The sequence below is a fragment of the Pseudomonas sp. P105 genome (genome assembly GCF_032614175.1).
Classification (GTDB): domain Bacteria; phylum Pseudomonadota; class Gammaproteobacteria; order Pseudomonadales; family Pseudomonadaceae; genus Aquipseudomonas; species Aquipseudomonas rhizophila.
Map to the genome: position 1 here is coordinate 5,674,421 of NZ_CP126693.1, position 22,249 is coordinate 5,696,669.

Consider the following 22,249-nt stretch of genomic DNA (forward strand, 5'->3'; position numbering starts at 1 on the left):
CAAGCCAGCCACCGTGGTGATCCCCTTCTAGCGAAAGTCCCGGCGCTCGCGGATCAACCGATAGGCGTTGTGCAACTCCCGGGTCTTGTCGGTGGCTTCACGCACTTGCAACGGCGTCGCCCCACTGCCGGCAATCTTGTCCGGGTGGTGACGACTGAGCAGACGGCGATAAGCCCGCTTGATCTGCGACGGCTCGCTGGTGGCCGAAACTCCCAGCAAGCGTAACGCCTCCTGATAGGTCGCGCCGCTGTTGGGCAACGACTGTTTGTGTGGTTCGTAATCCGCCGCCAGTGCCTGGACCTGTTGCGGCGTCCACCCCAGCCATTTGCCCCACTGAGCAAGCAACTCACGCTCGGCTATGCCCGCGCGACCGTCGGCCCAGACCATCCGCCAGCAGGCGCGCAGCACACCCTCAGCCGCATGGGGCTGGGTCGCAAGGCGACGCAAATAACCGCGCAAATGGTCGTTTCCGGTTTTGCCCCGGTTGAATGCGGCGACGGCCCGGCGTTGCGCTGGCTCGCTCAGGTCCAGCGCGCGCATCTCCTGACGCGCCTGCTGGATGTGCCCATCCACCACTCGTCCATCGCTCTTGGCCAGCCGGCCCAGCAATACAAACAGCAACTCATCGTTGCGCAATGCCGGACGGCCACCCAAACGCTCGCGCAGCTGCGCCCAGCCTTGCAGATTAAGTCGCCGATCCAGCGCCTGTCCTAATAACGCTCCCAGCATGGCCCCCGGAATGCTGGCTATGGCAAAGCCCGCCCCGGCTCCAATCAGAGTCCCTGGCCACCACATATCAACGGCTCGCTTCTATCAAGGTTTCAACCTGCGCCAAACGTTCATGAGTCCCCACATCCACCCAGTGTCCCTTCAGATGCTCGCCGCTGACCTGGCCCTCGGCCATGGCCTTGCGTAGCAGCGGTGCGAGTTTGAACGCGCCGTCCAGGCAACCCTCGAACAACCGCGGATGCAAGACGGCAATGCCGCTGTAGGTCAGTTTGTCGGCAGCCGCCCCGCCATCATGAATCTGTCCGTCGGCCAGGAGGAAATCGCCGCCCGGATGGTGTTCGGGATTATCCACCAGTACCAGGTGCGCCAAGCCGTCCAGAGGTCGGCGCAAGGCGCTGAAATCGTAATCGGTCCAGATGTCGCCGTTGACCACCAGGAACGCCTCGTCGCCCAACAACGGCAGGGCGCGGAAAATGCCACCGCCGGTTTCCAGCGGCTCACCTTCGGGCGAGAAATGAATGCTCACGCCAAAGCGTGAACCGTCCCCCAGATAATCTTCGATTTGCTGACCGAGCCAGGCGTGATTGATCACGATGTCCTTGAACCCGGCCCGAACCAAGGCACGCAGATGGTATTCGATCAAGGGAACGCCGCCGGCACGAACCAGCGGCTTGGGCGTGGTGAGGGTCAAGGGCCGCATGCGCTCCCCTTTACCCGCCGCCAGGATCATCGCTTTCATGCCGTCGCTCCGGCCGACTGACGCAGGCTGGAGAGCAACTGATCCAGTTCCGCCAGTTCAGGGCGACGGGCAATGACCGCTTCTATATAGGCAAAGAAGCGCGGCACATCGCCCAGATAGCGCGGCTTGCCGTCGCGGTGGCAAATACGCGCGAAAATCCCGATGACCTTGAGATGGCGCTGCACGCCCATCAGGTCGCTGGCCCGCAGGAAATCCTCGAAGTCCGGCTGGACCGGGATGCCAAGCGCACCGGCCTGCTGCCAGTAATCCTCGAGCCAGCCACGCACGCGCTCCTCGGGCCAACTGAGAAAGGCATCCTTGAACAGACACGTGACGTCATAGGTCACCGGGCCGTAGACCGCATCCTGAAAGTCCAGTACGCCGGGGTTCGGTTCGCTGAGCATCAGGTTGCGCGGCATGTAGTCGCGATGAACCAGCACTTTCGGCTGAGCCAGCGCGCTGTTGATCAGCAGGTCGCTGGCCTGCTGCCAGAGCGCTTGTTGAGCAGCATCGAATTCGATACCCAGCTCATGCTTGACGTACCACTCAGGAAACAGCTCCAGCTCCCGGCGCAGCAAAGCGACGTCGTAGCTGGGCAGTGGCGCGACCATCGGCAGTTGCTGGAAAGCCAGCAGGGCCTGGAGGGCGTCACGGAATAATGGGTCGGCATTGTCGCCGTTGATCACATCCAGATACGTCTGATTGCCCAGGTCATTGAGCAAAAGAAAACCGCGCTCAAGGTCTTCGGCATAAATTTTTGGCACGTTGATGCCGGATTTAGCCAGCAAAAAAGCAATGTCCACGAAGGGTTTGCAGTTTTCCTGGGGCGGTGGCGCATCCATCACGATCAAACTGCGGCCCTCGCCTTCCCAGCGGAAATAACGGCGAAAACTCGCGTCGCTGCTGGCCGCAGTCAACGTGGCCGGGGGTACGGCGCCCCAGCCCTGCTGAACAAAAAGGATCGGCAGCTGCTCATCGAGCCAAACTTTCAGGTGTTGCAGGCGTACATCTTGGTCAGGCATTGCAAGGGTCTCCGACGGCGCTAGCCGTCAAGCGGGTCATGCTTTATTATCCAGCATCTTTTTCAGACCATCGAGAGGCGTGCGGCCCACACCGCGGGCAGATGGCACGCAGGAAGCCCGGACTAATAAGATGGCATTGAAATCCCCCGCGTTTCGTAAAAAATTTCCGTTGCTGGTCACCGGCAGTCTGCTGGCCCTGCAACCCTTGGCCTCTTCATTCGTCGTCGCGGCGCAGCAGTATGACTGCTCCGTCTCCGCTTCGGGTGCCTGGGACTGTTCGCCCAAGACGCCGGCTGCTGCATTGCCGCCACGTCCGGTGCATGACGGCAGTGCGGTTTCCGCCAGCGGCGAGGCCCCGGCCGACAGCAGCTCGGGCGAAGAAGCCGGCGACAAGCCCGTGCTCGTCACCGAAGCCAAAGGCCGCGGCCTGAAGTCTCGCAGTGCGGACTACAGTCACCTGGACTGGGTTCCACGGGAGAACCTCACCCCTGCCCAATTGGCCGAAACCGGTCCTTATTGCGCCGGCGCCTATATCGAGCCCGTTCGTCCTGGCATGAATGACAAGACGGACAAAAGCGACGCTCCGACCTTCCTTGGCGCCAAAGCATCGCGCTACCAGCAGGAAGAGCAGGTGGCAACGCTGGCCGGCGACGTGGTCATGCGTCAAGGCAGCATGCAGGTCGAGGCCGACGAGGCCAACCTGTACCAGGCTGAAAACCGCGGCGAGCTGAGCGGCAACGTTCGGGTCCGTGACAACGGCGCGCTGATCGTCGGCGACCACGCCGATGTGCAGTTGGACACTGGCGAAGCCAAGGTCGACAACGCCGAATACGTGATGCACAAGTCGCGCATCCGCGGTAACGCGCTGTACGCCAAGCGTGCTGAAAACGCGATCATCCGCCTCAAGGACGGTACGTACACCACGTGCGAGCCGGGCAGCAACGCCTGGACGCTCAAGGGCAACAACATCACCCTGAACCCGGCTACCGGCTTCGGCACCGCCACCAACGTGACGCTGCGGGTCAAGGACTTCCCGGTCCTGTATACGCCGTACATCTATTTCCCGATCGATGACCGCCGCCAGTCCGGCTTCCTGCCGCCGACCATCGGCACTGGCAGCGATACCGGCTTTTTGCTGGTCACCCCGTATTACTTCAACCTGGCACCCAACTACGATGCCACGTTGTACCCACGTTACATGAGCAAGCGCGGCCTGTTGATGGAAGGCGAATTCCGCTACCTGACCAAGTCCAGCGAAGGTCAGTTCGGTGCGGCGTACCTCAACGATGAAGACGATGAACGCAGCGGCCAGTCCGACTACGACAAGACCCGCTACATGTACAACTGGCAGCACAAGGGCGGGCTCGATTCGCGTGTGCTGACGGAAGTCGACTACACCAAGATCAGCGATCCTTATTACTTCCAGGATCTGCAGTCCGACCAGATTGGTGTCGAGTCTCGGGAGTTTGTTAATCAACAGGGGGTGGTCAGCTATCGAGGTGACAACTACGTTGCGCGGCTGAATGCCCAGGCTTACCAGATGGCGACGATTTCGAAGATCACGCCGTATAACCGCCTGCCGCAGATCACCTTCGATGGTGCGCTGCCGCAGCACCCGTATGGTCTGGATTTCGCTTACAAGACGGAATTGGTGCGGTTTGATCGGGATTTGCGGACCGGCAATTACACCGATGAGGACGGCAACTTCGAGCCATGGCTGGATACCAACGTTCGCGGCCTGGCACGGGCTAACGGCAATCGCCTGAACCTGGCGCCGGTTGTGAGCCTTCCGATGGAAGCAAGCTATGGCTTCATCAAGCCGTCGCTTAAATACCAGTACACCCAATACGATCTGGACCTGGATGGTACGGGCAAGTCGCAAATCGCCGCACAGTCTGCCGAGGCTGATCGCCTGCGGGGTACTTATAGTGGCAGCCAGAGCCGCGGCGTCCCAATCGCCAGCATCGACAGCGGTCTGTACTTCGACCGGGACACCCAGTGGTTTGGCAGTAACTACCGTCAAACCCTGGAGCCGCGCCTGTTCTACCTCTATGTTCCAGAGAAAGATCAGAGCGACATCCCGGTTTTCGACACTGGCGAATCCACCTTCAGCTACTCCTCGCTGTTCCGGGACAACCGTTTCTCCGGCTCCGACCGTGTCGGCGACGAGAACAAACTCTCCCTGGGCGTGACCAGCCGCTGGATCCAGGAAAACGGTTTCGAGCGCCAGCGTGTCAGCGTTGGCCAGGCCTTTTACTTCAAGGACCGCGAAGTTCAACTGCCAGGCATCGATTTCAACACGCGTGAAGATGCCAAGTCAGACGTATCTCCTTATGCATTGGAGTACGAATTCCGCTGGAACCGCGATTGGCGAACCACGGCTACCTACAACTGGGACCCGGACACCCGCAGCCCTCGCTCGGGCAGCGCGATGTTCCACTACCAGCCTGAAGACAACCCGAACAAGGTCATCAACGCCGGTTACCGCTACCGCAACGACCAGGTGCGCTACGACCAGACTACTGGCCAATGGTCCGTGGGCGGCGGCGACTATGGCACTCCGGGCACTCCGGGCTACGTGAAGGACTACTACAAGATCCAGCAGCACGACTTCTCGGTCATCTGGCCTGTCGTGCCGCAGTGGAATCTCATCAGCCGCTGGCAGTATGACTACAACCGCAACCGTACCCTGGAAGCCTTTGGTGGTTTCGAATACGACAACTGCTGCTGGAAACTGCGCCTGATCAACCGTTACTGGGTCGACTATGAAGAGTTCAGTCAAGCCGCCCCGGAAAACGAGAAGGGCGACCACGGCATCTTCCTCCAAATTGTCCTGAAGGGACTCGGCGGCCTCACCGGCGCCAAGGTAGAGAGCTTCCTCGACAAAGGCATCCAAGGTTATCGTGAACGTGAAGACCAAGCTTTCTGATTGTCTGCGCCCGCTGATGCTGGGCGCGCTGTTCCTGGGTACTGCGGCCAACGCCGCGGTACAGCCCATCGACAAAGTGGTGGCTATCGTCGACAACGACGTGGTCATGCAAAGCCAGCTGGACCAGCGCGTCCATGAAGTGCAGCAGACCATCGCCAAGCGCGGTGGTGGCTTGCCGCCTCCGGGCGTACTGGATCAACAGGTGCTCGAACGCCTGATCGTCGAAAACCTGCAATTGCAGATTGGCGAACGCTCGGGCATCCGCATCACTGATGAAGAATTGAACCAGGCCGTCGGCACCATTGCCCAGCGCAACAACATGAGCGTCGACCAGTTCCGCGCCGCCCTGGCTCGCGACGGCCTCTCTTACGAGGACGCTCGCGATCAGATCCGCCGCGAGATGATCATCAGCCGTGTGCGCCAGCGTCGTGTAGCCGAACGCATCCAGGTGTCCGAGCAGGAAGTGAAAAACTTCCTCGCCTCCGATCTGGGCAAGATGCAGCTTTCCGAGGAACTGCACCTGGCGAACATCCTGGTTCCTACCCCGGAAAGCGCCAACTCCGAAGCCATCCAGAATGCTTACCGTCAGGCGATGGACATCTACCAGCAGCTCAAGCAAGGCGCCGACTTCGGTCAGATGGCCATTGCCAGGTCTGGCAGTGACAACGCCCTGGAAGGTGGTGATATGGGCTGGCGCAAAGCCGCCCAATTGCCCCCTCCGTTCGATCGCGAACTGAGCAGCATGGCCGTGGGTGACATCACTCAACCAGCCCGCACGCCCGGCGGCTTCATTATCCTCAAGCTGTTGGAAAAGCGCGGTGGCGGTGCTCAGGTGCGTGACGAAGTGCATGTTCGTCATATCCTGATCAAGCCAAGCGAGATCCGCAGCGAAGCCGAAACCCAGCGTCTGGCGCAAAAGCTTTATGAGCGCATCGAAGCGGGTGAAGATTTCGCCGAGCTGGCCAAGAGCTTCTCGGAAGACCCGGGTTCAGCCCTCAACGGCGGCGACCTGAACTGGGTTGACCCGAACGCACTGGTGCCCGAGTTCCGCCAGGTGATGGCCGAGACACCACAAGGCCAGTTGTCCAAGCCGTTCAAGAGCCCTTATGGCTGGCACGTACTGGAAGTCCTTGGCCGCCGCGCCACCGACAGCACCACCCAGGCTCGTGAACAACAGGCGATGACCGTGCTGCGCAACCGCAAATACGACGAAGAGCTGCAAACCTGGCTGCGTCAGATTCGCGATGAAGCCTACGTCGAAATCAAACTCCCTGGTGCAGACCAGGCAGCGCAGTGAAACCCAAGCGTTTCGCGCTGACTCCCGGCGAGCCTGCCGGCATCGGTCCCGACCTGTGCCTGCTGCTCGCCTCGCAACCCCAGCCACATCCCCTGATAGCCATCACCAGCCGCGACCTGCTCCTCGAGCGGGCTGCGCAGCTGGGGGTGGTCGTCGACCTGCTGCCGGTGACACCGGGAGCCTGGCCGGATGTCCCGGCCCCCGCCAACAGCCTGTATGTCTGGGATACGCCACTGGGCGCCCCGGTGGTTACCGGGCAACTGGACAAGACCAACGCGGCATTCGTCCTGCAAACCCTGACCCGCGCTGGCCAGGGCTGCCTGGACGGGAGTTTCGCCGGCATGATCACCGCTCCGGTGCACAAGGGCGTGATCAACGAATCCGGGATTGCCTTTTCCGGGCATACCGAGTTCCTGGCGGACCTGACCCACACCACGCAGGTGGTAATGATGCTCGCCACCCGCGGCCTGCGCGTGGCACTGGTGACCACGCACCTGCCCTTGCGGGACGTCGCCGATGCCATCACCCCGCAACGCCTGGAGCGGGTCACGCGGATATTGCACGCCGACCTGCAGGAAAAGTTCGGCATCACCCGGCCCCGTATCCTGGTGTGCGGGCTCAACCCCCATGCCGGTGAAGGCGGACATCTGGGCCATGAAGAAATCGACACCATAGAACCCACCTTGGAGCGCTTGCGCAGCGAGGGCATGGACCTGCGTGGCCCGCTGCCTGCCGACACTCTGTTCACCCCCAAATATCTGGAGCACTGCGACGCGGTGCTGGCGATGTACCACGATCAGGGCCTGCCCGTACTGAAGTACAAAGGCTTCGGCGCGGCAGTCAACGTAACCCTGGGCCTGCCGATCATCCGCACATCGGTGGACCATGGCACCGCCCTGGACCTGGCCGGCAGTGGCAGGATCGATACCGGCAGCCTGCAGGTCGCCTTGGAAACCGCCTACCAGATGGCCGAGACCCATTTATGACCGAGCAATACCAACACCGCGCGCGTAAGCGCTTCGGCCAGAACTTCCTGCATGACGCTGGCGTAATCGATCGCATCCTGCGCTCCATCAATGCCAAACCCGACGATCGCCTGCTGGAGATTGGCCCGGGCCAGGGCGCGCTGACCGAAGGCCTGCTCGGCAGCGGTGCGCAACTGGATGTGGTGGAACTGGACAAGGATCTGATCCCGATCCTCAACCAGCAGTTCGCTGGCATGAGCAATTTCAACCTGCACCAGGGCGACGCGCTGAAGTTCGACTTCAATAGCCTGGAGGCTGCGCCCAATACCCTGCGGGTGGTGGGGAATCTGCCGTACAACATCTCCACGCCGCTGATCTTTCATTTGCTTAGCAACGCTGGCCTGATCCGCGACATGCACTTCATGCTGCAAAAAGAGGTGGTCGAACGGCTCGCTGCAGGCCCTGGCGGCGGTGACTGGGGTCGCCTGTCGATCATGGTTCAGTACCATTGCCGGGTCGAACATCTGTTCAACGTAGGCCCTGGGGCATTCAACCCGCCCCCCAAAGTCGACTCGGCCATCGTCCGCCTGGTACCCCATGCCGTCCTGCCGCACCCGGCCAAGGATCATCGCCTGCTGGAGCGCGTCGTACGCGAAGCTTTCAATCAGCGTCGCAAAACCCTGCGCAACACCCTGAAGCTATTGCTCAGCAGCGCCGAAATCGAAGCCGCCGGCGTTGACGGCAGCCTGCGTCCCGAGCAATTGGACCTGGCGGCGTTCGTGCGCCTGGCCGACAAACTCAGCGAACAGGTAACGCCCAAAGCCGACGCCATCTGACAAGCTCATCGCTATCGGGTGGGACGTCTGGTCTACTACCCGATACATGGCCTAGACTGATCTTCTCAGCTACGCCCGCGTCCCGCTTCGCTTTTAAGGCCTTTTTGCATGTCCGATCTTCGTTATCAGGTCGACGTCAGCGTCGCCACCCGCTTTCTGGCAGAACAGTCGCAACCCGAGCACAACCGTTTCGCCTTCGCCTATACCATTACCGTGAGCAACAACGGCTCATTGCCAGCCCGACTGCTATCACGCCACTGGGTCATCACCGACGGCGATGGTCATGTTGAGCACGTGCGGGGCGAGGGTGTGGTCGGTCAGCAACCGCTGATCGACGCTGGAAAAAGCCACAGCTACAGCAGCGGGACGGTCATGACGACCAAGGTCGGCACCATGCAGGGCACGTACCAGATGCTGGCGGAGGACGGCACGCGTTTCGACGCGATCATCAAGCCGTTTCGCCTGGCGGTACCCGGAGCCCTGCACTGATGGCGACGTATGCGGTCGGCGATCTGCAAGGTTGCCTGGACCCGCTCAAATGCCTGCTGGAACGGGTCGCCTTCGACCCACAGAAAGACACGCTGTGGCTGGTGGGCGATCTGGTCAATCGCGGCCCGCAATCGCTTGAGACCTTGCGCTTTCTCTACAACATCCGCGATTCGCTGGTCTGCGTGCTCGGCAATCACGACCTGCACCTGCTGGCCGCCTGGCAGAACATCGAACGCCTGAAAAAATCCGATACCTTGAGCGAGATCCTCGATGCTCCCGATTGCGTCGAGCTGCTGGAATGGCTGCGCCTGCAAAAGCTCATGCACTACGACGAGCAACGCAATCTGGCGCTGGTGCACGCCGGCATCCCACCCCAGTGGTCCTTGCGCAAGGCGCTCAAGTACGCCGGCGAAGTCGAACACGCGCTGCGCGACGACAACCTGTTCGGCCCCTACCTGGATGGCATGTACGGCAATGAACCGGTCAAATGGGACAACGATCTCACCGGCACCGCCCGTCTGCGAGTCATCACCAATTATTTCACCCGCATGCGCTTCTGCACCCGCGACGGTAAGCTGGACCTCAAGGGCAAGGAAGGCATCGAGACCGCGCCACCTGGCTACGCCCCTTGGTTCAAACACAAAGAGCGCAAGACCCGTAACCTGAAGATCATTTTCGGGCACTGGGCGGCATTGGAAGGCCAATCCGACGAACCTGGGGTTTTCGCCCTCGACACCGGATGCGTATGGGGTAGCGCGATGACGCTGATGAACGTCGACTCTGGCGAGCAACTGCGTTGCGAGTGTGACGAACAGGGTCACGCCAAATCCCTTCATCATCCGACCATTGCATCAGTAACGGCCGCTACCATCGTTTGATCGGTGCCGCGCGTCAGGCTACAGGAGTCCCAAATGACCGCTTTTAAACGCATCCCCCCAGAGCAGGCCCAGGCCCTGCGTGAAACAGGCGCGGTTGTCGTCGACGTTCGAGATCCGGCCACCTTCGCCGCCCTGCACATCAGCGGCTCGACCCATCTGGATAACCACTCCCTCTCCGATTTCATCCGCAATGCGGACCTCGATGCCCCCGTAGTGGTGGTCTGTTATCACGGCAACTCCAGCCAGAGCGCAGCCGCTTACCTGGTCAGCCAAGGCTTCTCCGATGTCTATAGCCTGGACGGCGGTTTTGAGCTGTGGCGCACGACTTATCCTGCAGAAACAGCCCCAGGTAACCCGGAATAATTTTTATGACGCCCAAGCCCACGTGAACCGCGGGTTTGGGTGATGGCGGACGAACGGTCTGCCACAACTAATTACGCATTCAACCTTTACCTCTCCGATTCCGAACTATCCTTAGCCTCAGGCCATCCAAAACAGGGGAGAGCCGGTACACCGGCGCGCGGGTTCATCGGGAGACAGCTTTCAGGAGACGGCATTTCTGAAAGCATTCTGGGGGGTAAACGGCAGCTGGGTTCCCAGCGGCCGACCAGCATCGACTGATTGATCCGACACCGGCTCCACGTATCGAGCGAGGTGACGTCATGAGTATTTTTAGCCACTTCCAGCAACGTTTCGAGTCCACGCGGCAGGAGGAATACTCGCTGCAGGAATACCTCGATCTCTGCAAGCAGGACCGCAGCGCCTACGCATCGGCTGCGGAACGCCTGTTGCTGGCAATCGGAGAACCGGAACTGCTGGATACCTCGGCCAATTCGAGGCTTTCGCGGATCTTTTCCAACAAGGTGATTCGCCGCTATCCGACCTTCCAGGACTTCCATGGCATGGAAGAGTGCATCGACCAGATCGTGTCCTATTTCCGCCATGCAGCTCAGGGTCTGGAAGAAAAGAAACAGATCCTGTACCTGCTTGGTCCCGTCGGCGGCGGTAAATCGTCCCTGGCCGAGAAGCTCAAGGAGCTGATCGAAAAGGTGCCCTTCTACGCCATCAAGGGTTCTCCAGTGTTCGAATCCCCCCTGGGGCTGTTCAACGCTACCGAAGATGGCGCGATTCTGGAGGAAGACTTCGGTATTCCGCGCCGCTACCTCAATACCATCATGTCGCCATGGGCCACCAAGCGCCTGGCCGAGTTCGGCGGTGACATCAGCCAGTTCCGGGTGGTCAAGCTCTACCCTTCGATCCTCAACCAGATCGCGGTGGCCAAGACCGAACCGGGGGATGAAAACAACCAGGACATTTCGGCCCTCGTGGGCAAGGTCGATATCCGCAAGCTGGAAGAGTTTCCTCAAAACGACGCCGACGCCTACAGCTATTCGGGTGCGCTGTGCCGGGCCAACCAAGGCCTGATGGAATTCGTCGAAATGTTCAAGGCGCCCATCAAAGTGCTGCACCCCCTGCTGACCGCAACCCAGGAAGGCAACTACAACAGCACTGAAGGCCTCGGGGCGATTCCGTTCAGCGGCATCCTGCTGGCGCACTCCAACGAATCGGAATGGCACACCTTCCGCAACAACAAGAACAACGAAGCCTTCATCGACCGGATCTACATCGTCAAGGTGCCCTACTGCCTGCGAGTCACCGATGAGGTCAAGATCTACGACAAGCTGCTGTTCAACAGCTCGTTGTCCAAGGCCCACTGCGCCCCCGACACACTGAAGATGCTTGCCCAGTTCACGGTGCTGTCGCGCCTGAAGGAGCCGGAAAACTCCAACATCTATTCGAAGATGCGCGTCTATGATGGTGAGAACCTCAAGGACACTGATCCGAAGGCCAAGTCGATCCAGGAATACCGCGACAACGCGGGGGTCGACGAAGGGATGAATGGTCTGTCCACACGGTTTGCCTTCAAGATCCTGTCCAAGGTCTTCAACTTCGATCCACACGAGATCGCAGCCAACCCGGTTCACCTGCTGTATGTGCTGGAACAGCAGATCGAGCAGGAACAGTTCCAGGCGGAAACCCGCGAGCGTTACCTGCGCTTCCTGAAGGAGTATCTGGCTCCGCGTTATATCGAGTTCATCGGCAAGGAAATCCAGACCGCGTACCTGGAGTCCTACAGCGAATATGGGCAGAACATCTTCGATCGCTACGTGCTTTACGCGGACTTCTGGATCCAGGATCAGGAATACCGCGATCCGGAAACCGGCGAAATCCTCAACCGCGTGGCGCTGAACGAGGAACTGGAAAAAATCGAGAAACCGGCAGGGATCAGCAACCCCAAGGATTTCCGCAACGAAATCGTCAACTTCGTCTTGCGGGCCCGAGCCAACAACAACGGCAAGAACCCGACCTGGCTCAGCTACGAAAAGCTGCGGGTGGTCATCGAGAAGAAAATGTTCTCCAATACCGAAGACCTGCTGCCAGTCATCAGTTTCAACGCCAAGGCCAGCAAGGAGGACCAGCAAAAACACAACGACTTCGTCACACGCATGGTCGAACGTGGCTACACCGACAAACAGGTACGACTGCTCTCCGAGTGGTACCTGCGGGTCCGGAAATCGCAGTGAGGCAGTGAAGCAGCGGCAAGCTTCAAGCCATGAGCTGCAGGGGCGCTCACCGTCCCTGCGCTTGCGGCTTGCAGCTTGAAGCTGAGAACTTGAAGCTGCCCAGAGGGCCACCTATGAGCTATGTGATCGACCGACGCCTTAATGGCAAGAACAAAAGCACGGTGAACCGCCAGCGGTTTCTGCGGCGTTACCGTGACCACATCAAGAAGGCCGTCGAAGAGGCGGTCAGTCGCCGTTCCATTACCGACATGGAACATGGCGAGCAGATCAGCATCCCCGGACGCGACATCGACGAGCCGGTGCTTCACCACGGGCGTGGCGGCAAACAGACTGTCGTGCATCCCGGCAACAAGGAATTCACCAGCGGCGAACACATTCCGCGCCCGCAAGGCGGAGGTGGCGGGAGAGGTCCGGGCAAGGCCGGCAACTCCGGCGAGGGCATGGATGAATTCGTGTTCCAGATTACCCAGGAGGAATTCCTGGAGTTCATGTTCGAGGACCTTGAGCTGCCGAATCTGGTCAAGCGCAATCTGACCGGCACCGATACGTTCAAGACGGTGCGCGCCGGCATCAGCAATGAAGGCAATCCTTCGCGTATCAACATTATCCGTACGCTTCGCTCGGCCCATGCCCGGCGCATCGCGCTGTCTGGCAGCAGCCGGGCAAAGTTGCGCGAGACAAAGGAGGAGCTCGCCCGCCTGAAGCGCGAAGAACCCGACAATTTTGGCGATATTCAGGAGCTGGAAGCGGAGATCGAAAAACTTAGCGCGCGGATTCACCGTGTGCCATTTCTCGATACCTTCGACCTCAAGTACAACCTGCTGGTGAAACAACCCAACCCCAGCTCCAAGGCCGTGATGTTCTGCCTGATGGACGTGTCGGGGTCCATGACCCAGGCCACCAAGGATATTGCCAAGCGGTTCTTCATCCTGTTGTACCTGTTCCTCAAACGGAACTACGACAAGATCGATGTGGTGTTCATCCGCCACCACACCAGCGCCAGGGAAGTGGACGAAGAGGAGTTCTTCTATTCCCGGGAAACCGGCGGCACGATCGTTTCCAGTGCCCTGAAGCTGATGCAGGAAATCATGGCCGAACGCTATCCGGCCAATGAATGGAACATCTATGCAGCCCAAGCGTCCGACGGCGACAACTGGAACGATGATTCACCCATTTGCCGCGACATCCTGATTAACCAGATCATGCCGTTCGTCCAGTACTACACCTATGTGGAAATTACTCCACGGGAACATCAGGCCTTGTGGTACGAATATGAACGCATTGCCGAAGCGTTTTCCGACACATTTGCCCAGCAGCAACTGGTCTCGGCCGGGGACATCTACCCGGTCTTCCGTGAACTCTTCCAGCGCAGGTTAGTGACATGACCGCCAAAAAAGAGCAGAAGCGTCAACCCATCTCCACCGGCTCCGAATGGACGTTCGAGCTGATCCAGGCCTACGACCGGGAAATCAGCCGTATCGCGGACCGTTATGCCCTGGACACTTACCCGAACCAGATCGAGGTGATCACCGCCGAGCAGATGATGGACGCCTACGCGTCGGTCGGCATGCCTTTGGGCTATCACCACTGGTCCTACGGCAAGCACTTCCTCAGTACCGAGAAGTCCTACAGCCGCGGCCAGATGGGGTTGGCATATGAGATCGTGATCAACTCCGACCCTTGCATCGCCTACCTGATGGAAGAAAACACCATCTGCATGCAGGCCTTGGTGGTGGCCCATGCTTGCTACGGCCACAATAGCTTCTTCAAGGGTAATTACCTGTTTCGCACCTGGACCGATGCCAGCTCGATCATCGATTACCTGGTATTTGCCAAGCAATACATCATGCAATGCGAGGAGCGTCACGGCATCGATGCCGTGGAAGACCTGCTGGACTCCTGCCACGCGCTGATGAACTACGGCGTGGACCGCTACAAACGACCGTATCCGATTTCCGCCGAAGAAGAACGCCGGCGTCAAAAGGATCGCGAAGAACATCTGCAAAAGCAGATCAACGATCTGTGGCGCACCATTCCCAAAGGGGCGGACAAGTACAGCGAGAAAGACAACGCGCGCTTCCCTGCCGAGCCTCAGGAAAACATCCTCTATTTCATTGAAAAACACGCGCCGCTGCTGGAGCCGTGGCAGCGGGAGATCGTGCGCATCGTGCGCAAGATCGCTCAATATTTTTATCCGCAACGCCAGACCCAGGTCATGAACGAAGGCTGGGCCACGTTCTGGCATTACACGCTCATGAACGACCTGTACGACGAAGGCCTGGTCACCGACGGTTTTATGATGGAGTTCCTCACGTCCCACACCAGCGTGGTGTTCCAGCCCGGTTTCGACAGCCCGTATTACAGCGGCATCAACCCTTATGCACTGGGCTTTGCCATGTACCGCGATATCCGGCGCATGTGTGAAAACCCCACAGAGGAGGATCGGCGCTGGTTCCCGGACATCGCCGGCTCGGACTGGTTGTCCGCTATCAAATTCGCCATGAGCAGCTTCAAGGACGAGAGCTTCATCCTCCAGTACCTCTCGCCCAAGGTCATCCGCGACCTGAAACTGTTCAGCATCCTCGATGATGACCAGAAAGATGACCTGCTGGTGCCTGCCATCCACGATGAAAGCGGTTATCGCGTCATCCGCGAGACACTGGCGGCGCAATACAACCTGGGCAACCGCGAACCCAACGTTCAGATCTACAGCATCGATCGCCGGGGCGATCGCTCGCTGACGCTGCGCCATCAGGCGCATGATCGCAAACCGTTGGGCGACTCAACCGATGAAGTCCTCAAGCACCTGCACCGCCTCTGGGGGTTCGACATCCATCTCGAAACCCTGCAAGGCGAGCAGGTGATGAAAACCCATCACGTGCCCCCCCGAACCGAGCAAACCGAAGGAGATTATGGCCGGTTGGACCTGGCTGTCATTCATCTTTGAACCCGTTTTCACCTCCGAAGGCCTGGCGCAAAGGTTATCCTGTCAGACCAACGGAGGTTTTTTATGCAGATCTATAAAGTCGGCGGCGCCGTTCGCGATCGCCTGCTGGGCATTCCTGTCACCGACATTGATTGGGTCGTGGTGGGGGCTACGGCCGAGGACATGCTCGCCAAGGGCTTTCGCCCGGTGGGAGCTGACTTTCCGGTATTCCTTGATCCCAAGACCGGGGAGGAATACGCCCTCGCCCGCACCGAACGCAAAAGTGGCCGCGGTTATGGCGGCTTCGTGTTCCACGCCAGCCCTGAAGTGACCCTCGAAGAAGACCTGATCCGCAGGGACCTGACGATCAACGCCATGGCCGAAGATGACCATGGCAATCTTACCGACCCGTACCACGGCCAACGCGATCTCAAAGCCCGCCTGCTACGCCATGTTTCCCCCGCGTTCGCCGAAGATCCCCTCAGGGTCCTGCGGGTTGCCCGCTTTGCCGCGCGTTATGCTCCGCTGGGTTTCAAAGTGGCGGACGAAACCCTGGAACTGATGCGCCAGCTCAGCGACTCGGGCGAACTGCAAGCCTTGACCGCCGAGCGCAGCTGGAAAGAAATTTCCCGCGCTCTCATGGAAAAACAACCGCAGGTGTTTATCCAAGTCCTGCGCGATTGCACAGCCCTCAAAGTCTTGATGCCCGAGGTGGATGCACTGTTCGGCGTGCCGCAACCCGAGGCCCATCACCCTGAAATCGACACCGGCGTCCATACCCTGAGCGTGCTGGAGCAGGCCGCGCTGCATGAACAACCCCTGACAGTTCGTTGGGCGTGCCTGCTGCATGACTTGGGCAAAGGCCTGACACCCGCGCACGAATGGCCCCGGCATATCGCCCATGAACACACGGGCCTGAAGCTGATCAAGGCGGTCAATGAACGTTTCAAGGCTCCACGCGACTGTCAGGAGTTGGCTTTATTGGTCGGTCAATACCATACCCACGGCCATCGTGCGCTTGAGCTGAAGGCCTCCACTTTGCTTGAGCTGTTGCAGAGTTTTGACGTGTATCGCCGCCCCCAGCGCTTCGAGGAATTCATCGCTGCATGCGAGATGGATGCGCGTGGCCGCAAGGGCCTGGAGAGTCGAAGTTATCCACAGGCAGATTACCTGCGTGGAGCGGCAGCGGCCGCACGCGGAGTAGCGGTGCAGCCCTTGCTGGAAAAAGGCTTCAAGGGACCTGAATTGGGCGAGGCGATTAAGCGTGAGCGTCTTCGGGCATTGAAAGCGTATAAAGACGCGGCGAGCTGAGAAAGCTTTGTGTCGGCTTGCATCTCGGCCATCGCGAGCAGGCTCGCTCCCACAGGCATCGCGGGCCGCTCAGGCGCAATGTCGGAGCGAGGCTGCTCGCGATGACGTCAGCGACCTGACAGCAGCTCCAAAGGCGTGAGCGGTACACCCCGCCATTCAAAAGCCACCGGAGCCAACACCTGGTCAATCTGCGACTCATCCCACAAAGTCGCGAAGCTTTTGCCTACGCCAGGATGTATCCGATCGGGTGCAATCAACGACAATGGCCACAGGACAAAGGCGTTCTTGAGAATTTCGGCGCGGGGCAGGATCAAGCCGTCGAAATTGCCGACCTGCTCGCCATACAACAACACGTCGATATCCAGCGGCAGCCCTTTACGGTCCGGCGCATAACGACCGTTGTCTGCCTCGATGAACTTGAGGCGACGGTCCAGCTCCATCAGCGGCAGATCCGTGTAGGCAGCTACGACGAAATTGAAGAAAGGCCCGCTCTTGATCCCCACCGGCTGGCTCTCGAATACCGCCGAACAGCGTATGTCCACCAGGAAACCGGCAAGGGCTTCAAGACCTGCGCACAAGTGGGCTTCGCGCTCGATATTGCTGCCGAGCCCGAGAAAAACCTGAGTCAGCGACATCCGCGCTCGATCTCCACGCCCACGCCACTGGCGGTCGGCACAGCGCCGGGCTTGGTCACTTTCAGGCGCAACCAGGTAATCTTGAACTCGTCCATCAGCGCCTGGGCCAGTCGTTCGGCAAAGGTCTCGACCAATTGGAACTGGGCTTGCTCGGCAAATGCCTGGATGCGCGACGATACGCTGGCGTAGTCGAGCGCCAGGGTCAGGTCATCGCCGGCGGCGGCCGGACGGTTATCCCAGGCGAAACTCAGATCCAGCCGCAGACACTGGCGGATGCCGCGCTCCCAGTCGTAGGCACCAATGACCGTGTCGACTTCCAGGCCTTCGATAAACACTCTGTCCAAGCACTCTTCTCCGCAGCACGACAAGGGCGCAATGCGCCGTTAGAATCAGGGCGTCCTCGCCCGGAATAGTTAGCATGTTTTGGTTACTGGCGACTTTCGCCTACCTGCTCGGCTCGCTGTCCTTCGCCATTTTGCTCAGCCGCCTGACCGGTCGCCCGGATCCGCGAATGAGTGGCTCGGGCAATGCCGGCGCCACCAACATGCTGCGCCTGGCCGGACGCAAACTTGCCATCCTGACCTTGCTTGGCGACCTCTGCAAAGGCCTTGTCCCGGTTCTGCTCGCCAATCTTGCAGGACTTTCGTTGCAGCAACAGGCCTGGATCGGTGTCTGCGCGGTCATGGGTCACTTGTTCCCGCTGTACTTTCGCTTTCGCGGCGGCAAGGGCGTCGCCACCGCCGCCGGCATGCTGCTGGGTCTGTATCCCCCCGCCGCCCTGCTGGCCGTCGCTGCCTGGCTGCTGACGTTCTACCTGACCCGCACCAGCTCCCTGGCCGCCCTGATCGCCACACCGCTGATCCTGCCATTGCTGGCCTGGCAGGAGCCGGCGGCCTTGCTGCCGGTAACCGCACTCGTTGCACTGATCGTCTGGCGCCACCGGGGCAATCTACGCGACCTGTTTGCCGGGCGCGAACGGCATTTTTAATCCATACGCCCTACAGCGGTGACAACTGCTCCATGGGCCAGCGCGCCTGCACGCTGATTGCCAGGCTTTCGTGCTGGCCGGCTTGCAAACGCTGGCATCCGGCGAAGGCAATCATCGCCCCGTTATCTGTGCAGAACTCCGGCCTGGCGTAGTAAACGTCGCCGTTCATGCTGCCAAGCATGTTCTCTAGTGACACGCGCAAAGCCTTGTTCGCACTGACTCCGCCAGCGATCACCAGACGCTTGAGTCCGGCCTGTTTCAGGGCGCGCTTGCACTTGATGGTCAAAGTCTCCACCACCGCCTGCTGGAACGCCAGCGAGATGTCGCAACGGGCTTGCTCGCCGTCGTCTCCGGCGCTGACGCATTGCTGCCAGGTGTTCAGGGCGAAGGTTTTCAGGCCGCTGAAGCTGAAATCCAGACCGGGGCGGTCACACATCGGCCGCGGGAAGACGAAACGCCCTTCCACTCCTTGGGCCGCCAACCGTGCGATTTCCGGTCCGCCCGGGTAATTGAGGCCCATCATCTTCGCGGTCTTGTCGAAAGCTTCACCGGCAGCGTCGTCCAGGGTTTCCCCCAACAGTTCGTATTGGCCGATGCCATCGACCCGGACCAACTGGGTATGACCGCCAGAGACCAACAAAGCGACGAACGGAAACTCCGGCGGTTGCGGCTCCAGCATCGGCGCCAGCAAATGACCTTCCATGTGATGCACACCCAAGGCCGGGATACCCCAGGCGAAGGCGAGCGCCTGGGCACAGGAAGCACCCACCAGCAGCGCGCCCACCAGGCCCGGCCCGGCGGTGTAGGCAATGGCGTCGATCTCGGTCGGCACACAGCCGGCCTCGGCCAGGACCTGGCGAATCAAGGGCAGCATGCGCTTGACGTGATCGCGGGACGCAAGCTCGGGCACCACGCCGCCATAGGCGCGGTGCAGGTCGATCTGGCTGAACAGCGCATCGGCCAACAGGCCGCGTTCACTGTCGTATAATGCGACACCGGTTTCGTCGCAGGAGGTTTCTAATCCCAGTACTAGCATGGGTTTGCGCCTTGTAGAGGCTGAATTCGAAGGCGCGCATAATAGTCGTCGCGTTGTGCCCCGACCAGCGGTTTTCGATCAGAGGCTTTGCATTCCGAGCGATGAGGGGTTAACATCCGCAACCCTTAAAAACCGACGTCTTCAAGTGCTCTTTTGCCGCGAGGATGTTGACCCCGGTAATGAATGAAGGTAGCTCTGGATGCCAGCCGTCAAAGTAAAAGAGAACGAACCCTTCGACGTAGCTCTGCGTCGTTTCAAGCGCTCCTGCGAAAAAGCCGGTGTTCTGGCTGAAGTTCGTAGCCGCGAATTCTACGAGAAGCCGACTTCCGAGCGTAAGCGCAAAGCAGCAGCCGCTGTTAAGCGTCACGCCAAGAAAGTTCAGCGCGAACAGCGCCGCGCCGTACGTCTGTACTAATACACAGACGTCCGTAGCAAGCTTCTGCCAAGCCCGGCCCTCAAGCCGGGCTTATGGCATTTGCGGAAAACGCTTGATGCTTCACTGTCAAAGTCGCACATGCGACCGAGACAACCTGCTTTACCACGTCAGACCTGGCTCTTTTGCCAGCGGTGCACGTCTCTTCTGACGAGCCTTCCAAGGCTACTGACGAGCACACCCTGATTCCTCTAACGACGATCAGCCCAAGGCACCTGCTTGCGTGCCCGCCTGATGATCCGAGGCCTGAACGGCCGTTACCGGACTCAGCGCAACATATTCAAACAGTCGAATACTGATTAGTGATTAACGTCAGTGGACTATCGGCAGATACACTTCCCGACAGCGATGATGCAGACGACCCGGTCGAGCCACCGTTTTACCGTGCCTCAAGACCAAGAGTCGGTTACGCCTGCTGATTTCGGGTCCATATTTCGCGCAGTGATGATGAGAACGCCATGGCCGGGCTGATTCCCCAGAGCTTTATTGACGACCTCCTGAACCGCACCGACATCGTCGATGTGGTCAGCTCTCGCCTGCAAATGAAAAAAGCCGGCAAGAATTACACGGCCTGCTGCCCGTTCCACAAGGAAAAGACCCCGTCCTTCAGCGTCAGCCCCGACAAACAGTTTTACTACTGTTTCGGCTGTGGCGCTGGCGGCAATGCCCTCGGCTTCATCATGGACCACGACAACCTGGACTTCCCCCAGGCTGTCGAAGAACTGGCCAAAGCCGCCGGCATGGAAATTCCCCGCGAGGAAAGTGGCCGAGCGCACAAACCGCGCCAACCCACCGACTCGCCGCTCTACCCATTGCTGACCGCGGCGGCCGATTTTTATCGCCAGGCCCTCAAAAGCCATCCTGCCCGCAAGGCAGCCGTGGATTATCTCAAGGGCCGCGGCCTGACCGGGGAAATCGCCCGGGATTTCGGCCTCGGCTTTGCCCCGCCCGGCTGGGACAATCTGTATAAGCACTTAAGCAGCGACACCTTGCAGCAGCGCGCGATGATCGACGCCGGCCTGCTGATCGAGAATGCCGAAACCGGCAAGCGCTATGATCGCTTCCGCGACCGGGTAATGTTCCCGATCCGTGACACGCGCGGACGGATCATCGCGTTTGGCGGCAGGGTCCTGGGCGACGACAAACCCAAGTATCTGAACTCCCCGGAGACCCCGGTATTCCATAAAGGACAGGAACTCTACGGGCTGTACGAAGCGCGCAAGAACAACCGCAACCTCGACGAAATCATCGTCGTCGAAGGTTACATGGACGTGATCGCCCTGGCCCAGCAAGGTTTGCGCAATGCCGTTGCTACCCTGGGCACCGCCACCAGCGAAGAGCACATGAAGCGCCTGTTTCGCGTCGTGCCCAGCGTGCTGTTCTGCTTCGACGGCGATCAGGCCGGCCGCAATGCCGCCTGGCGAGCACTGGAAGCGACATTGCCATGCCTGCAGGATGGGCGGCGAGCGCGCTTTCTGTTTTTACCCGAGGGCGAGGACCCGGATACCCTGGTGCGCTCCGAAGGCACCGATGCTTTCCGTGCGCGGATCAACCAGCACGCGCAACCGCTGGCCGATTATTTTTTCCAGCAGTTGACCGAAGAAGCCGATCCACGCTCCCTCGAAGGCAAGGCTCATATGGCCACCCTCGCGGCACCGCTGATCGACAAGGTACCCGGCGCCAACTTGCGCACACTGATGCGCCAGCGTCTGACCGAAATCACCGGCCTGAACAGCGAAGCGGTCAATCAACTGGTCCACAGCGCCCCCCAGGAAGCACCGCCGGCTTACGACCCAGGCATTGATTACGACGCGATGCCGGATTTCGCCGACTATCATCAACCTCAGCAGGACTACGCGCCTGCGCAGGAATGGACACCCAAGAAACCGGGCAGCGGCGGCAAGAAATGGGACAAAAAACCCTGGGACAAGAACGGTAAGCGCGGCGATCGCGACCAGCCACGTGCCCCGCGCGTGCCGGCCGCCGTCGAACCACCAACACTGGCCGCCCTGCGGACTTTGCTGCACCACCCGCAACTGGCTGAAAAGGTCGAGGACGCCGGGCACTTCGCCGCCGAGGACCACAGCAATACGCAATTGCTGATCGCACTCCTTGAAGCCGTGCAGAAGAACCCCAAACTTAACTCTTTCCAGTTGATCGCCCGATGGCACGGCACCGAACAAGGGCGCCTGTTGAAGGCCCTGGCCGAGAAGGAATGGTTGATTGATGGAGACAACCTTGAACAACAGTTTTTCGACACCATTACTAGCTTGTCCGCCCGCCAACGCGAGCGAAATCTGGAACAACTTCTGCGAAAAGCTCGCCAGAGCGAGTTGACCAGCGAAGAGAAAAACCAATTGCGCGACTTACTCAGCCGCAATGTTTGCGCATCAAACCCGACCTCAACTGGCGCGTGAGGTCACAGCTCAGGTATAATCCTCGGCTTGTTTT

General features: G+C 59.9%; 20 protein-coding genes. 14 read left to right on the forward strand and 6 right to left on the reverse strand.

Annotation, left to right across the window (positions count from 1 at the left end):
* Positions 1–27 precede the first annotated feature (27 nt).
* From QOM08_RS25525 to QOM08_RS25535, 3 genes are read right to left on the reverse strand one after another with little or no spacing between them, the layout of a single operon-like run.
* Positions 28–795 carry a TerB family tellurite resistance protein gene (locus QOM08_RS25525; RefSeq protein ID WP_316912283.1) on the reverse strand — a complete coding sequence of 256 codons (768 nt, stop codon included), beginning with the start codon at positions 793–795 and terminating at the stop codon, positions 28–30.
* 1 nt (position 796) lies between these two features.
* A complete protein-coding gene (gene murU / locus QOM08_RS25530) occupies positions 797–1,468 on the reverse strand; it encodes an N-acetylmuramate alpha-1-phosphate uridylyltransferase MurU (protein ID WP_047228067.1) in 672 nt (223 codons plus the stop codon).
* Positions 1,465–2,490, reverse strand: coding sequence for an aminoglycoside phosphotransferase family protein (locus QOM08_RS25535; protein ID WP_047228068.1), 1,026 nt, complete (start codon positions 2,488–2,490; stop codon positions 1,465–1,467). The genes murU and QOM08_RS25535 overlap by 4 nt, the downstream gene beginning before the upstream one ends.
* A 130-nt stretch (positions 2,491–2,620) precedes the next feature.
* Between QOM08_RS25535 and QOM08_RS25540 the strand changes: the two genes are divergently transcribed.
* The 11 genes from QOM08_RS25540 to QOM08_RS25590 all read left to right on the forward strand — a co-directional run bounded on the left by QOM08_RS25540 (position 2,621) and on the right by QOM08_RS25590 (position 16,706).
* Positions 2,621–5,419, forward strand: coding sequence for an LPS-assembly protein LptD (locus tag QOM08_RS25540; RefSeq protein WP_316912284.1), 2,799 nt, complete (start codon positions 2,621–2,623; stop codon positions 5,417–5,419).
* Positions 5,400–6,716 (forward strand): peptidylprolyl isomerase SurA, encoded by a 1,317-nt coding sequence (gene surA, locus QOM08_RS25545; protein ID WP_155417177.1) that lies wholly within the window; start codon positions 5,400–5,402, stop codon positions 6,714–6,716. Before QOM08_RS25540 ends, surA begins: the two co-directional genes overlap by 20 nt.
* Positions 6,713–7,702, forward strand: coding sequence for a 4-hydroxythreonine-4-phosphate dehydrogenase PdxA (gene pdxA, locus QOM08_RS25550; RefSeq protein ID WP_316912285.1), 990 nt, complete (start codon positions 6,713–6,715; stop codon positions 7,700–7,702). Before surA ends, pdxA begins: the two co-directional genes overlap by 4 nt.
* The gene (rsmA, locus tag QOM08_RS25555; protein ID WP_139049026.1) at positions 7,699–8,517 is read left to right on the forward strand and encodes a 16S rRNA (adenine(1518)-N(6)/adenine(1519)-N(6))-dimethyltransferase RsmA; all 819 of its coding nucleotides are present in this window, start codon (positions 7,699–7,701) and stop codon (positions 8,515–8,517) included. Before pdxA ends, rsmA begins: the two co-directional genes overlap by 4 nt.
* A gap of 108 nt (positions 8,518–8,625) precedes the next feature.
* Entirely contained in the window at positions 8,626–9,006 is a 381-nt protein-coding gene (gene apaG, locus QOM08_RS25560; protein WP_047228072.1) for a Co2+/Mg2+ efflux protein ApaG, read from the forward strand.
* Positions 9,006–9,884 (forward strand): symmetrical bis(5'-nucleosyl)-tetraphosphatase, encoded by an 879-nt coding sequence (locus QOM08_RS25565; RefSeq protein ID WP_107322998.1) that lies wholly within the window; start codon positions 9,006–9,008, stop codon positions 9,882–9,884. The genes apaG and QOM08_RS25565 overlap by 1 nt, the downstream gene beginning before the upstream one ends.
* Before the next feature lie 33 nt (positions 9,885–9,917).
* Positions 9,918–10,247 (forward strand): thiosulfate sulfurtransferase GlpE, encoded by a 330-nt coding sequence (glpE, locus tag QOM08_RS25570; protein WP_047228074.1) that lies wholly within the window; start codon positions 9,918–9,920, stop codon positions 10,245–10,247.
* 299 nt (positions 10,248–10,546) lie between these two features.
* Positions 10,547–12,469 carry a PrkA family serine protein kinase gene (locus QOM08_RS25575; protein ID WP_047228075.1) on the forward strand — a complete coding sequence of 641 codons (1,923 nt, stop codon included), beginning with the start codon at positions 10,547–10,549 and terminating at the stop codon, positions 12,467–12,469.
* A 113-nt stretch (positions 12,470–12,582) separates the two neighbouring features.
* Positions 12,583–13,854 (forward strand): YeaH/YhbH family protein, encoded by a 1,272-nt coding sequence (locus tag QOM08_RS25580; RefSeq protein WP_047228076.1) that lies wholly within the window; start codon positions 12,583–12,585, stop codon positions 13,852–13,854.
* Positions 13,851–15,416, forward strand: a complete 1,566-nt coding sequence (locus tag QOM08_RS25585; RefSeq protein WP_047228077.1) for a SpoVR family protein — start codon at positions 13,851–13,853, stop codon at positions 15,414–15,416. Before QOM08_RS25580 ends, QOM08_RS25585 begins: the two co-directional genes overlap by 4 nt.
* Positions 15,417–15,479: 63 nt before the next feature.
* Positions 15,480–16,706: a multifunctional CCA addition/repair protein gene (locus tag QOM08_RS25590; RefSeq protein WP_107322999.1), complete on the forward strand. Its 1,227-nt coding sequence runs from the start codon at positions 15,480–15,482 to the stop codon at positions 16,704–16,706.
* A 107-nt stretch (positions 16,707–16,813) separates the two neighbouring features.
* Here QOM08_RS25590 and folK read toward each other — a convergent pair whose 3' ends face one another.
* Complete coding sequence (folK, locus tag QOM08_RS25595; RefSeq protein WP_316912286.1) at positions 16,814–17,341, reverse strand: 2-amino-4-hydroxy-6-hydroxymethyldihydropteridine diphosphokinase; 528 nt, start codon at positions 17,339–17,341, stop codon at positions 16,814–16,816.
* A complete protein-coding gene (gene folB / locus QOM08_RS25600) occupies positions 17,332–17,685 on the reverse strand; it encodes a dihydroneopterin aldolase (RefSeq protein ID WP_316912287.1) in 354 nt (117 codons plus the stop codon). The genes folK and folB overlap by 10 nt, the downstream gene beginning before the upstream one ends.
* Before the next feature lie 74 nt (positions 17,686–17,759).
* Between folB and plsY the strand changes: the two genes are divergently transcribed.
* The gene (plsY, locus tag QOM08_RS25605; protein WP_139049024.1) at positions 17,760–18,329 is read left to right on the forward strand and encodes a glycerol-3-phosphate 1-O-acyltransferase PlsY; all 570 of its coding nucleotides are present in this window, start codon (positions 17,760–17,762) and stop codon (positions 18,327–18,329) included.
* A gap of 10 nt (positions 18,330–18,339) precedes the next feature.
* Here the strand turns inward: plsY and tsaD are convergent, their stop codons facing one another.
* Positions 18,340–19,365 (reverse strand): tRNA (adenosine(37)-N6)-threonylcarbamoyltransferase complex transferase subunit TsaD, encoded by a 1,026-nt coding sequence (gene tsaD, locus QOM08_RS25610; protein ID WP_188251804.1) that lies wholly within the window; start codon positions 19,363–19,365, stop codon positions 18,340–18,342.
* A gap of 199 nt (positions 19,366–19,564) precedes the next feature.
* Between tsaD and rpsU the strand changes: the two genes are divergently transcribed.
* Entirely contained in the window at positions 19,565–19,780 is a 216-nt protein-coding gene (gene rpsU, locus QOM08_RS25615) for a 30S ribosomal protein S21 (protein ID WP_002551877.1), read from the forward strand.
* Between the two features lie 476 nt (positions 19,781–20,256).
* On the forward strand, positions 20,257–22,215 hold the full coding sequence (gene dnaG / locus QOM08_RS25620) for a DNA primase (protein ID WP_047228082.1): 1,959 nt from the start codon (positions 20,257–20,259) through the stop codon (positions 22,213–22,215).
* Positions 22,216–22,249 lie beyond the last annotated feature (34 nt).

What these genes read in the sequence shown, in the direction of transcription:
- QOM08_RS25525 (WP_316912283.1), bottom strand. Translation starts at nt 795, where the DNA reads ATGTGGTGGCCAGGGACTCTGATTGGAGCCGGGGCGGGCTTTGCCATA.
- murU (WP_047228067.1), bottom strand. Translation starts at nt 1,468, where the DNA reads ATGAAAGCGATGATCCTGGCGGCGGGTAAAGGGGAGCGCATGCGGCCC.
- QOM08_RS25535 (WP_047228068.1), bottom strand. Translation starts at nt 2,490, where the DNA reads ATGCCTGACCAAGATGTACGCCTGCAACACCTGAAAGTTTGGCTCGAT.
- QOM08_RS25540 (WP_316912284.1), top strand. Translation starts at nt 2,621, where the DNA reads ATGGCATTGAAATCCCCCGCGTTTCGTAAAAAATTTCCGTTGCTGGTC.
- rsmA (WP_139049026.1), top strand. Translation starts at nt 7,699, where the DNA reads ATGACCGAGCAATACCAACACCGCGCGCGTAAGCGCTTCGGCCAGAAC.
- apaG (WP_047228072.1), top strand. Translation starts at nt 8,626, where the DNA reads ATGTCCGATCTTCGTTATCAGGTCGACGTCAGCGTCGCCACCCGCTTT.
- QOM08_RS25565 (WP_107322998.1), top strand. Translation starts at nt 9,006, where the DNA reads ATGGCGACGTATGCGGTCGGCGATCTGCAAGGTTGCCTGGACCCGCTC.
- glpE (WP_047228074.1), top strand. Translation starts at nt 9,918, where the DNA reads ATGACCGCTTTTAAACGCATCCCCCCAGAGCAGGCCCAGGCCCTGCGT.
- QOM08_RS25575 (WP_047228075.1), top strand. Translation starts at nt 10,547, where the DNA reads ATGAGTATTTTTAGCCACTTCCAGCAACGTTTCGAGTCCACGCGGCAG.
- QOM08_RS25580 (WP_047228076.1), top strand. Translation starts at nt 12,583, where the DNA reads ATGAGCTATGTGATCGACCGACGCCTTAATGGCAAGAACAAAAGCACG.
- QOM08_RS25585 (WP_047228077.1), top strand. Translation starts at nt 13,851, where the DNA reads ATGACCGCCAAAAAAGAGCAGAAGCGTCAACCCATCTCCACCGGCTCC.
- QOM08_RS25590 (WP_107322999.1), top strand. Translation starts at nt 15,480, where the DNA reads ATGCAGATCTATAAAGTCGGCGGCGCCGTTCGCGATCGCCTGCTGGGC.
- folK (WP_316912286.1), bottom strand. Translation starts at nt 17,341, where the DNA reads ATGTCGCTGACTCAGGTTTTTCTCGGGCTCGGCAGCAATATCGAGCGC.
- plsY (WP_139049024.1), top strand. Translation starts at nt 17,760, where the DNA reads ATGTTTTGGTTACTGGCGACTTTCGCCTACCTGCTCGGCTCGCTGTCC.
- tsaD (WP_188251804.1), bottom strand. Translation starts at nt 19,365, where the DNA reads ATGCTAGTACTGGGATTAGAAACCTCCTGCGACGAAACCGGTGTCGCA.
- rpsU (WP_002551877.1), top strand. Translation starts at nt 19,565, where the DNA reads ATGCCAGCCGTCAAAGTAAAAGAGAACGAACCCTTCGACGTAGCTCTG.
- dnaG (WP_047228082.1), top strand. Translation starts at nt 20,257, where the DNA reads ATGGCCGGGCTGATTCCCCAGAGCTTTATTGACGACCTCCTGAACCGC.